The organism is Aeromonas sp. QDB03, assembly GCF_027707985.1.
GTDB classification, from domain to species: domain Bacteria; phylum Pseudomonadota; class Gammaproteobacteria; order Enterobacterales; family Aeromonadaceae; genus Aeromonas; species Aeromonas hydrophila.
Genome location: NZ_JAPCJG010000001.1, coordinates 546310 through 557477, shown reverse-complemented (window position 1 = coordinate 557477; position 11168 = coordinate 546310). Strand labels below are relative to the sequence as shown.

The window sequence follows — 11168 nt, the reverse complement described above, 5'->3', positions numbered from 1 at the left end:
AGTTTAAATAATGGAAACGCCGCCCTCACGGCTAAAAATGATCTCACTTTGGCGCGGCGCGCTATCAGTTTGATAAAGAGCGAGGCCGCCGCCATTATCAGGCCGGCCAGGATGATAACGGCCGCTGTCGGCCCCGGATAACGGGTTAGACAAGGGGATAAATATGCAAACCAAGGCCGGACAAGCCTCTGCCAGCCGACCCGTTCAGCGCTCGAATGCTTCGTTTTCCAGCAGCGCCTGATAGCGCTCCGGGGTGTCCACATCCTGCAGGATGGCGTCGCTTTGCACCTCGATGAATCGATGGGGGTGCGCCAGCAGCCAGCGGCGCACCGAACCCTGTGCCGGTGCCGCCGCCAGCGCTGTGGCAAGGGCTCTGGGCAACAGCACGGGGTGGCCCGCCTCCCCCTGATAGGAGGGAAAGAGGGTCCCATCCCCCCGCGCCTGCCAGAGCGTGCGGTACACCTCGGGGGGGATGCAGGGCAGATCGCCGTGGCTCACGAAGAGGTGATCGCTGCTACAGGCGGCGAGTCCCGCACGGATGGAGCTGCCGAGCCCCTGTGCATAATCATGGTTGTGTACCAGCCGGATACGGGGGTGATTGACGTAGCGACTGATCAGCTCATCGGCGCGATGTCCCACCACCAGAATGACCCGGTCACACAGCACCAGGGCATTTTTGAGACTCTCATCAAGAATCGTGCTCTGGCGATACGGTAGCATCAATTTCCACGCGCCCATTCGTGATGAGAGGCCGGCCGCCGTAATTAGGCAGTCACACCGCTCGCGCGAATGCCAGTGCTTCTCACTGACCGCGCCTCTATTTTCATCGGTCGTCGCCATGGCTATTTCATCACCCATTTTGCTCACCTCGCCAAATATCGAGAGTGTATTAAACCCGCTCACCGAAAATATTGATGGGCGTACCACTTTAATTAGTCTTTGCGGCGCCGGGGGCAAAACCAGCACCCTCTTCTGGCTGGCCGACTATTTCCATCAACAGGGCAAGAAGGTGCTGCTCACCACCAGTACCCGGATGTTTCTGCCCGCCCCCTCCCCTCGGCGCACCCTGCTGATCGAGGCCGACCCCATCCGGCAGCTGACCCGCTGTCAGGCGCTGCCCGATGAACCGATGCAGCTGGTGCTGTTCAGCCACCTCGATCGGGCCAGCGGCAAGGCGGTGGGGCCAAGCCCTCAGCAGATCGATCTGCTCAAGGGGCAGCAACGCTTCGACATCATCCTGGTGGAGGCGGACGGCGCCCATCACAAGTTATTGAAAGCGCCCGCTTTGCACGAACCTTGCATTCCTCAGCACAGTGATTGGGTGATCGCCCTGGTGGGCGGCGCCATGGTGGGCGCCAGCGCCGACCCGGCGCAGATCCACCGCTGGGCCGAGTTCCAGGCCCTGTGCGGGATTGCGGCCGGTGAGCCACTCGACTGGGCCCTGTTTGACCGGCTCATCGCCCACCCCGAAGGGGCGTTCAAAGGCACCCCGCCCGGGGCGCGCCGAGTCTGGTTTATCAATGGCGATTATCAAAATGAGCAGCAGTGGCTGCCCGCCCTGATAAACCTGCTGCAACGCCACCCCGAGCTCCACGCCATCTGGCAGGGGGCCGTGCGTGAACCCGGCGCCATTCACCATGTTTGCTGTCGGCCTGCCCCCGAAGCCGCGCAGTCGCTGACCCGTTAAGGATGATACGAGGTACCTTATGAATCTGTTTGCACACGCTGCCCGACTGGAGCAGGAGAACACCCCCTTTGCCATGGCCCAGATCATCGAGAGTCGCGGCTCCACCCCGCGCCATCAGGCCCAGATGCTGGTGATGGCCGATGGCCGGATCCTCGGCACCATCGGCGGCGGCATGATAGAGCGGCTGGTGATCGAAGAAGCCATGGCCGCCATTGCCGAGCGCAAACCGCGCATCTTCCACGGCCGGATGGCCCGCAACGGCGAGCATGCGGTGGGCTCGGATTGCGGCGGCGCCATGTCGGTCTATATCGACGTCTACGGCCTGCGCCCCCGTCTGGTATTGATCGGCGCCGGCCACGTCAACCGGGCACTGGCCCATGCCGCGGCGCCGCTCGGCTTTGACATCCATGTAGGGGATTGCTTCGAGGGGAGCCTCAGCCCAGATCGCTTCCCGGCCGGCACCCATCTCAAACAGGCCGACACCATCAGCGCAGTGATCGAGCAGCTTGCCATCGAGCCCGCCAACTTCGTCATCATCGCCACCAACCATCAGGACAAGGAGGCGCTGGAGCGGCTCATCAGCCGTCCCCTTGCCTACCTGGGGCTGCTCGCCAGCAAGCGCAAGGTGCAGACCTTCACCCAGGCCCTGCGCCAGCAAGGGGTGAGCCAAGAGCAATTGCAGCGGCTGCACGCCCCCATCGGCTACAACATAGGTGCCGAGACCCCCGAGGAGATCGCCATCAGCATCCTCGCCGAGCTGCTGCAGGTGAAAAACGGCAAGGCTGGCGGCCTGATGCAGGATGATGTGCGCCTCAAGCGGGATCAGCTGGTGGTGATGCGCGGCTCAGGCGATATCGCCACCGGGGTGGCGCTGCGCCTGCACAATGCCGGCTTCAAGGTGGTGATGCTGGATCTCGACAAGCCCACGGTGATCCGCCGCACCGTCGCCTTCGCCCAGGGGATGTTCGACGGTGAAACCAGTGTCGAAGGGGTGCGAGCCAAGCGGGTCGAGAGCGTCGAGCAGGCGTTCGAGCAGCTGGATCTGGGCGTCATTCCGCTGCTGGTTGACCCCGACTGCGCGACCCTCGCCGAACTCAAGCCCCGCTATCTGGTGGATGCCATCCTCGCCAAGCAGAATCTCGGCACCCACAGGGAGATGGCCCCCATCACGGTGGCCCTTGGCCCGGGTTTCGAGGCGGGGCGCGACTGCGATGCGGTCATCGAGACCAACCGTGGCCACCATCTGGGGCGGGTCATCTATCAGGGCCCCGCCCAGCCCAATACCGGCATTCCCGGGGTGATCGAGGGGCACTCCGCCCGCCGGGTGGTGCGCGCCCCCGTCGCCGGCGTGATGAAGAGCCTGATCAAGCTCGGCGATCTGGTGCAGGAGGGGGACGTGATCGCCCACGTGGGGGACGCCCCCATCATAGCGCCGCTCTCCGGCATGGTGCGGGGGCTGCTCAGCGATGGCATCGAGGTGACCGTCGGCTTCAAGATCGGTGATATCGACCCCAGGGGCGAGCGGGCCGATCCCACTACCGTCTCTGACAAGGCGCGGGCCATCGGCGGCGCCGTGCTGGAAGCCATGATGCATCTGGCCCAGCGCAGATAAGCCAGCGCGCCAACAAAAAGGGCCCGCCATGATGGCGGGCCCTTTTTATTTCGTTGCCGACAATAGACTTAGCCCTGCTTGATGCGGGTCTCCCCCGCCACCGACACCAGGGACCGTTTGCCCTTGCGGCTGATGACGACAAGCGCCAGCACGATAAGGCCGATGCCGCTCCCCTCCACCGGCCCCGGATTTTCACCGAGCAGCCACCAGGAGAGCAGCACGCCGCTCACCGGCACCGCCAGGGTGCTGAGCCCGGCAATCCCGGCCGGCAGCTTTTTCAGCACGAACAGCCAGAGGCTCCAGGCCAGCGCCGTGGCGAAGATGGCGCTGTAGGCGAGCGCACCAAACACGTAGGGCTGCCAGTCAATGGGTCGCTCCGGCACCAGGGCCGCCACCAGCGCCATCACCACGGTGGCGTAGATCATCTGCCAGGTGGTGAGGGACATGAGATCCACCCCGGGGTGGCGGACATACATCCGCTTGGCGATGATGGCACTGATCCCCCAGCAGATGCCGGAGGCGATGCCCAGCAGCGCGCTCTTCATGGAATCCAGGTGCAGCTGCCAGGGCTCGATCACCAACAGCAGGCCGCAGGCGGCCACCCCGACCGCCAGATAGTGCAGCTTGCGCATCCGCTCACCCAGAAAGAGCGCCGCGAAGATCACCACCCAGAACGGCATGGTGTAACTCAGAATGGCCACCTTGCCCGCCCCGCCGCTGATCAGCGCCCACTGGGCCAGCCCCACCATGCCGCAGGTCTGGAACAGGGCGATGGCGAGGGTGTAGCGAAACGGGGTGGGTTTGAGATAACGGCGGCCGCGCAGGCACTGCACCAGCAGCAACACCAGGGATCCGCACAGGCAGCGCAGAGCGGTAAACTCGAACGCCCCCGCGTAGAGCATCACCTGCTTCATCACGATCCAGCTGTAACTCCAGATGGCGGTGAGCAGGACCAATCCCCCCAGCGCCGCCATGTTCAACTTGCTATTCATTGTGCTGCCTTGTTGCTGCGGTCGATACGTCCGCCATTCGGGGCGCCATCTTACTCCTCTGCCGCCCCCCTGCCCACCGCGGATAGAGCTGGCCGGCCCATGCTTTCCCTCTGCCAATCCCTGACACCAGCCAACAGAAAGGGGGCCGACGGCCCCCAGGTTACAACCTTGCTCGCCCCTACTGGCTTATCAGGGTGCCGGTCTTGCCGGCAATGCCGTCGGCGGCCTTATCCAGCAGGGTGATCAGGGATTTGCGCCCCGCCATGGAGGTAGCGAACGAGAGCGCCGCCTCCACCTTGGGCAGCATGGAGCCTTTGGCAAACTGCCCCTGGGCGATAAAGCTGTTGGCATCGGCCACGCTCAGGGTGTCGAGCCACTGCACCTCGGGCTTGCCGAAGTTGATGGCCACCTTCTCCACCGCGGTGAGGATGATCAACATGTCGGCGTCAATCAGTTCCGCCAGCTTGGCACTGGCCCAATCCTTGTCGATCACCGCGCTGGCGCCGCGCAGGTGATTGCCCTCGCGCAGCACCGGAATGCCGCCGCCACCGACGGTGATCACCACCTGACCGGCGGCCAGCATGGCGGAGACGGTCTCTTTCTCGATGATGTCGACGGGTTTGGGGGATGCGACCACCCGGCGATAGCCACGGCCGGCATCCTCTTTGAGCCGCTCGCCCCTGGCCATCAATGCCTCGGCCTCCTCCTTGCTGAAGAAACCGCCGATGGGTTTGCTGGGATCGAGGAAGGCAGGATCGTTTTTATCCACCACCACCTGGGTCACCAGAGTGGCGACCGGCTTGTGGATGCCGCGCACCAGCAGGGCCTCGCGCAGGGCGTTTTGCAGGTCATAACCGATATAACCCTGACTCAGGGCCACGCAGACCGACATCGGCAGATGGGGCGCCTTGGGATCGTGGCGGGCCGCCACCTCGAACGCCTGCTGGATCATCCCCACCTGAGGGCCGTTGCCGTGAGTCACCACCACCTCGTGCCCCTGGGCAATCAGGTCGGCAATGGTGCCTGCCGTGCTCTGCACCGCCTTCATCTGCTCGGGCAGGTTGTTGCCCAGCGCATTGCCGCCAAGGGCCAGTACGATTCGCTGTTTCATCTTGTTATCTCCAGTGAGGGGACAAGCCGGCGCGATACCGGCCCACCTTTGGTTGTTCACATAAGCTTGCGGGTCAGCCTGTTTCGAACGAATTGTCAGCCAGCCACCACGGGGCAAGGCGAGTACCGATCCGGCGCCAAGGCCGGGTCAAAGGGCGCTCTGGCCAGAAAGCGGCCGTGACCACGTCGCCCCAGAAACTCGCCATCGCGGGCCACTGTCTCGCCGCGACTCAGGGTCAGCCTGATCCGGCCGGGGCAATGCATCCCCTCATAGGGGCTGTAGTCGCCGTTGTCGTGCAGCAGTGGGTGAGAAATCAGGGTGTCACCGCGGGGATCCATCACCACCAGATCGGCGTCAGACCCAAGTTGCAGGTTGCCCTTGCGCGGCCAGAGGCCAAACAGGCACGCCGGGTTGGCGCTGGTGAGCGCCACAAAGCGCGACGGCGAGATGCGCCCGCCCAATACCCCGTGGGCAAACAGCAGCAGCATCCGGTTTTCGACCCCGGGCAAGCCGTTGGGGCAGCGGCTGAAATCGCCGCCGGAGAGGGTCATGCGCTGGGCGTGGGAGAAGTTGCAGTGATCGGTCGCCACCGTGTCGATGTCACCAGCTGCGATGCCGACCCACAGCTTGTCCTGCTCGCAACGCCCGCGCAGCGGCGGGCTGAGCAAGTAGTCGACCCCGTTCTCCTTGTAATAACACTGCTCATCGAGCAGCAGGTATTGCGGGCAGGTCTCCACCCAGACCGGCTGGCCCTGGCGGCGCGCCAGTTTCAGATACTCCAGCCCCAAGCCATTGGAGAGATGGACAATATAGAGCGGCGCATTGCCAGCGAGCCCCGCCAGATTGATCATCCGGGCGATCGCCTCCGCCTCGCACTCTAGCGGGCGGCTTTGCGGGTGATACCAGGGCTCACAGTGGCCGGCGGCCAGCAGGGCCGCACGGCGCGCCGCAATGGCGGCGTCGTTCTCGGGATGGACGGTGGCAAGCGCCCCCACCTCTTTGAGGCGGGCCAGGGCACGCAGCACGTCGTGATCCCCCAGCTTGTACTGGTAGGTGAGATAGAGCTTGAAGCTGCTGATCCCCTCCTCCTGCACCATGGCGGCCATCTCGTGGAGGATGGCATCATCCACATGCTGAACAACGCCGTGAAAGCTGTAATCGATCACCGCCTGATCGGCGGCATAGTCGTGATAGCGGGCCAGCTGGTGATGCAGGTTGCACCCCGCCGGGCCAAATCCCATGTGATCGACGATGGTGGTGGTGCCACCACAGGCGGCGGCACGGGTACCGCTGAAAAAGTCATCGCAACTGCGGGCAATCCCGACATCGATGTTGAAGTGGGTGTGGACGTCGATGCCGCCCGGCATCACGTAGCAGCCGCTGGCATCGATCACTTCGGTTTCGCCATCGGGCTGGATATCGGCGGCGCGCTCAAGGATCACCCCGTTCTCGATCAGCAGATCCTGACGATATTCACCCTGCGCATCGACCAGCACACCGTTTTTGATCAGCCGTTTCATCCCCACCACCTCGCACATCCGATCGCGTCAAACAGCAAGGCCCCGCCTCAATGGAGACGGGGCACTTGCAACAGCCGGACGGTGATGGCCATCACCGCCCGGCAGACCCCTTACTTGTCCAGCTCGGCCAGATAGAGCATGGGGATCACCGCGTACATGGCGGCGCACTTGACCAGATGCTCCTTCCAGGTCTTCTCGTTCGGCGCGTGGGCCTCCGGCTCTTTGCCCGGGCCAAAGCCGATGACCGGAATGCCGTGGCGACCCATGATGGAGACCCCGTTGGTCGAGAAGGTCCACTTGTCCACCACCGGCGCCTTGTTGAACAGCTGGGTGTACGCCTTGGAGAGGGTTTTAACCGTGATGTGGTCCTCTTCCACCTTCCAGGTCGGGAAGTAGCACTCGGTCGGGTAGACCAGACCGGTATAGGCCGGACGATCGTACTGATACATGGAGACCTCGGCACCGGCGGCTTGCACCGCAGGCAGGGCGCGGATCTCGTCGAGCGCCCCTTGCCAGGTCTCGCCCCAGGTGAGACGGCGGTCGATGGAGACGGCGCAGCTGTCCGCCACGGCGCAGCGGCTTGGGGAGGTGAAGAAGATCTCGGAGACGGTCAGGGTGCCCTTGCCGAGGAAGTCGTCATGGCCGAGGTTGTGGCTGAGTTCCTGCAATTCGCCGAGGATGGGGCCCATCTTGAAGATGGCGTTGTCACCGCGCTCCGGCGCAGAGCCGTGGCAGCTCACCCCCTGCACTTCCACACGGATCTCCATGCGGCCGCGTTGGCCACGGTAGATCTGGCAGTCGGTGGGCTCGGTACTGACCACAAACTCGGGGCGGATCTTGCTCTGCTCGATGATGTACTGCCAGCAGAGACCGTCGCAATCCTCCTCCTGCACGGTGCCGGTCACCAGCAGGGTGTACTCGTCTTCCAGCCCCAGATCCTTGATGATCTTGCCGGCGTAGACCATGGAGGCCATGCCCCCTTCCTGATCGGAGGCACCGCGACCGCCGATGATCTCGTGATCTTCCATCCCCTCATAGGGGTCGAAGGTCCAGTTGGCCATGTTGCCGACCCCCACGGTATCGATGTGGGCATCCATGGCGATCAGGTGCGGGCCGTGGCCGATATAGCCCAGCACGTTGCCCATGGGGTCGATCTCCACCTTGTCAAAACCGACCTTCTCCATCTCCTGCTTGATGCGCAGCACCACCCGCTCTTCATCGCAGCTCTCGCTCGGGATGGCGATCATGTCGCGCAGGAACTGAGTCATCTCGGCCTTGTACTGGTAGGCCTTCTCCAACACCATTTCAAACGGAATTTGCTTGCTCATTGTGATTCTCCATAACAACTGAGAGTGCGCGGCCTGTTCGTCGGCAGCGCCCTGTGCCCGTTACCGCGCCCCGTTGGTGAGGCGCGATCAATGCTTCAATTCGTGTCTCTGTTCTCACAGGAATTAGTCACAGGCAGGGTGCTTGCCTTCCCACACCACTTCCCGGTAATGGGCCACGTCGGTGTCCCCTTCGGTGTTGATCACCAGCACCACCGACTGCTCATCGAGCCCCAGCCGGGCCATCAGCGCCGCGCGATCCGGGTGGTGGCGCACCGCCGCCAGCACGCCAGTGCCGACCGAGCCGGACTCGCCGGAGATGATGCGGGGATCATCACCAAGGGGGTTGCCGAGCACTCGCATGCCGAGCGCCGAGACCTTGTCGTGACAGGAGATGAACTGGGTGGTGCAGCCACGCAGCACAGGCCAGCCGAGAGGATTGGGTTCGCCGCAGGCGAGACCGGCCATGATGGTGCGCATGTCGCCCCCCACGTTGACCATCTCCCCCGCCACGCCGGAGCGGTAGATGCAGTCGGCCTGATCCGGTTCGACCACGATACTGTGCAGGTTCTTCGCCCCGAAGCAGTCCACCAGATAACCGAGCACGCCGCCCGCCAGCGCCCCGACCCCGGCCTGCAGCAGCACGTGGGTGGGCTGCTTGATGCCCATGGCCTGCATCTGCTCGACCGCTTCGTCGGCCAGGGTGGCGTAGCCCTGCATGATCCAGGTCGGGATCTTGGTGTAACCCTCCCAGGCGGTGTCCTGCACTATGTACCAGCCGCGCTCCTCGGCCATCTTCATGGTCAGGCGCACTGTGTCGTCGTAGTTCATGTCGGTGACGATGCACTCGGCCCCCAGCGCCAGGATGTGGTCCACCCGCTCCTGGGCCGAACCCTTGGGCATGTAGACCACCGCATGCTGGCCTACCTGCTTGGCGGCCCAGGCGACGCCACGACCGTGGTTGCCATCTGTGGTGGTGGCGAAGGTCATCGGCTCCTTGATGGTGCGCTTGATGAGATCGAAGGTGAAATCCTCCACCGCCACCCCGTATTTTTCACAGAGCAGGTTGGCGATGGCGTAGACGCCACCCAGCATCTTGAAGGCGTTGAGGCCAAAGCGCTTGGACTCATCCTTCACCAGGATGTGCTTCACCCCGATATAGCCGGCGAGCGCTGTCAGATCGCACAAGGGGGTGGGCTCATAACCGGCCAGTTTTTTATGAAAGGCGCGGGCCTTTTGCGCCTCGATACGGGAAAACAGGGGCAGCGACTCACCGGTAAAGAAACGGTTATCGGCAATCTCCATCTTCAGGGAAAATTGGGACATGAATACCTCGCAAAGAGTCATCTCGCCGGGGATCATCGAGTGAAAAGCGCCCCGGGGAGAGAACCCGTGACAATAATTGCGTGATGACGACGGCCGGACGGGACTTATTTCCCGCCCGGCCAGGCCATTATTTGACGCGTTTTTGCGCCTCTTTTATCAAGCCTTCGAGGGCGGCGCCCGGTGCCGAGAATTTACGGGCGACAATCATGGCGGCGATAATATAGGGCTTCCAGCTCGCCTCCTTATAAGTGGCGATCCGGTATTTTTCGAATACCCCTTCACTCACTTCCCCTTCCTTGCAGGAGACGCCGGAAATATCCGCCGGCAGACAGTGCATATAGAGTGCCTCGCCCCCCTTGGTGAGGGCCATCATCTCTTCGGTGCAGTGCCAATCCTTGTGCTTGGCGTTCTGCGCCAGACAATGCTGCTCCAGCTCTTTGAGGCCCGCGTGATCGTTGGCCCGCAGCAGCTCGGTGCGCTGCTCCATCACCTTGTAGGGCGCCCAGGACTTGGGATAGACGATGTCGGCATCCTTGAACGCCTCTTCCATGGAAGTGACCTGGCGGAAACTCCCACCGGAGGCCTTGGCATTCTCCTTGGCCACCTCGATCACGTCCGGGATCAGGTCATACCCCTCTGGGTGGGCCAGGGTCACGTCCATGCCAAAGCGGGTCATCAGGCCGATGATGCCCTGCGGCACGGAGAGCGGCTTGCCGTAGCTCGGCGAGTAGGCCCAGGTCATGGCAATCTTCTTGCCCTTGAGGTTCTCGAGACTGCCGAAATGCTCCTGCAGCCAGGCGAGATCAGCCATGGACTGGGTCGGGTGATCAATGTCGCACTGCAGGTTGACCAGCGCCGGGCGCTGGGGCAGCACCCCCTTCTCGAACCCTTCGTCAAGCGCGGCGCCCACTTCACGCATGTAGGCGTTGCCGGCGCCCAGGTACATGTCGTCGCGAATGCCGATGGCATCGGCGCAGAAGGAGATCATGTTGGCGGTTTCACGGACGGTCTCGCCGTGGGCGATCTGGGACTTGCCCTCGTCCAGATCCTGCTGGGTCAGGCCGAGCAGGTTGAGGGCGGAGGCGTAGGAGAAACGGGTACGGGTGGAGTTGTCACGAAACACCGAGATGCCAAGACCGGTATTGAACAGCTTGGTGGCGATGTTTTCGGCGCGCAGTCCCTTGAGGGCCTCGGCCAGTTTGAGCACCAGCGCCAGCTCCTGAGGGGTCTGCTCCCAGGTCAGCAGGAAGTCTTTTTCATGCAGGTTGGACTTGAGTTCATTGATCTCTTTGATTAACTGGTTCACTGCTTTCATCGTTAGCCCCAATCTGTTGATGAGAAATGCATTGCTCCCCTTCCACTCACAGGTCACCGAAACAAGGGCCATTGGGTGAGTTCATCGGTCAGCGTCAAATAAGGGCAATCAATAAGCGTGCCAACGCATAAATAAGCGGGAAATAACCAGAAATGGCGTCTTGAATGTGAGCCGGCGCACAGTCTGAGGATATATGGCGCCCCGCCAAGGCAGGTGAACCGGCTTATTTTCCAGCAGATGGCTGCGCGCTGCTGAAATAGCGCAAGAAGAAACGAAGCCG

At 62.9% G+C, this 11168-nt stretch carries 9 protein-coding genes; 2 read left to right on the top strand and 7 right to left on the bottom strand.

Features of this window, described 5'->3' with window-relative positions:
* Positions 1-204: 204 nt before the first annotated feature.
* The gene (mocA, locus tag PG900_RS02560) at positions 205-840 is read right to left on the bottom strand and encodes a molybdenum cofactor cytidylyltransferase (protein ID WP_270831002.1); all 636 of its coding nucleotides are present in this window, start codon (positions 838-840) and stop codon (positions 205-207) included.
* Between mocA and yqeC the strand changes: the two genes are divergently transcribed.
* Both yqeC and yqeB read left to right on the top strand, forming a co-directional pair.
* Positions 839-1687 (top strand): selenium cofactor biosynthesis protein YqeC, encoded by an 849-nt coding sequence (yqeC, locus tag PG900_RS02555; RefSeq protein WP_270830852.1) that lies wholly within the window; start codon positions 839-841, stop codon positions 1685-1687. The two genes, mocA and yqeC, sit on opposite strands and share 2 nt — an antisense overlap.
* A 19-nt stretch (positions 1688-1706) precedes the next feature.
* On the top strand, positions 1707-3299 hold the full coding sequence (gene yqeB, locus PG900_RS02550) for a selenium-dependent molybdenum cofactor biosynthesis protein YqeB (protein WP_270830851.1): 1593 nt from the start codon (positions 1707-1709) through the stop codon (positions 3297-3299).
* A gap of 68 nt (positions 3300-3367) precedes the next feature.
* Here yqeB and PG900_RS02545 read toward each other — a convergent pair whose 3' ends face one another.
* The 6 genes from PG900_RS02545 to ygeW form a co-directional block, all read right to left on the bottom strand.
* Positions 3368-4291, bottom strand: a complete 924-nt coding sequence (locus PG900_RS02545; protein WP_270830850.1) for a DMT family transporter — start codon at positions 4289-4291, stop codon at positions 3368-3370.
* Between the two features lie 178 nt (positions 4292-4469).
* Entirely contained in the window at positions 4470-5402 is a 933-nt protein-coding gene (gene arcC, locus PG900_RS02540; RefSeq protein ID WP_270830849.1) for a carbamate kinase, read from the bottom strand.
* A gap of 95 nt (positions 5403-5497) precedes the next feature.
* Positions 5498-6922, bottom strand: a complete 1425-nt coding sequence (gene hydA / locus PG900_RS02535) for a dihydropyrimidinase (RefSeq protein ID WP_270830848.1) — start codon at positions 6920-6922, stop codon at positions 5498-5500.
* Positions 6923-7032: 110 nt separating this feature from the next.
* Positions 7033-8250 carry a YgeY family selenium metabolism-linked hydrolase gene (locus PG900_RS02530; protein WP_045789705.1) on the bottom strand — a complete coding sequence of 406 codons (1218 nt, stop codon included), beginning with the start codon at positions 8248-8250 and terminating at the stop codon, positions 7033-7035.
* 123 nt (positions 8251-8373) lie between these two features.
* The gene (gene dpaL / locus PG900_RS02525; protein ID WP_270830847.1) at positions 8374-9573 is read right to left on the bottom strand and encodes a diaminopropionate ammonia-lyase; all 1200 of its coding nucleotides are present in this window, start codon (positions 9571-9573) and stop codon (positions 8374-8376) included.
* A 127-nt stretch (positions 9574-9700) separates the two neighbouring features.
* Positions 9701-10888 carry a knotted carbamoyltransferase YgeW gene (gene ygeW / locus PG900_RS02520; protein WP_017782784.1) on the bottom strand — a complete coding sequence of 396 codons (1188 nt, stop codon included), beginning with the start codon at positions 10886-10888 and terminating at the stop codon, positions 9701-9703.
* Positions 10889-11168: the final 280 nt, after the last annotated feature.

Coding starts and splice junctions, on each gene's coding strand:
- yqeC (WP_270830852.1), top strand. CDS start 839: ATGGCTATTTCATCACCCATTTTGCTCACCTCGCCAAATATCGAGAGT.
- arcC (WP_270830849.1), bottom strand. CDS start 5,402: ATGAAACAGCGAATCGTACTGGCCCTTGGCGGCAATGCGCTGGGCAAC.
- ygeW (WP_017782784.1), bottom strand. CDS start 10,888: ATGAAAGCAGTGAACCAGTTAATCAAAGAGATCAATGAACTCAAGTCC.
- hydA (WP_270830848.1), bottom strand. CDS start 6,922: ATGAAACGGCTGATCAAAAACGGTGTGCTGGTCGATGCGCAGGGTGAA.
- dpaL (WP_270830847.1), bottom strand. CDS start 9,573: ATGTCCCAATTTTCCCTGAAGATGGAGATTGCCGATAACCGTTTCTTT.
- PG900_RS02545 (WP_270830850.1), bottom strand. CDS start 4,291: ATGAATAGCAAGTTGAACATGGCGGCGCTGGGGGGATTGGTCCTGCTC.
- mocA (WP_270831002.1), bottom strand. CDS start 840: ATGGCGACGACCGATGAAAATAGAGGCGCGGTCAGTGAGAAGCACTGG.
- PG900_RS02530 (WP_045789705.1), bottom strand. CDS start 8,250: ATGAGCAAGCAAATTCCGTTTGAAATGGTGTTGGAGAAGGCCTACCAG.
- yqeB (WP_270830851.1), top strand. CDS start 1,707: ATGAATCTGTTTGCACACGCTGCCCGACTGGAGCAGGAGAACACCCCC.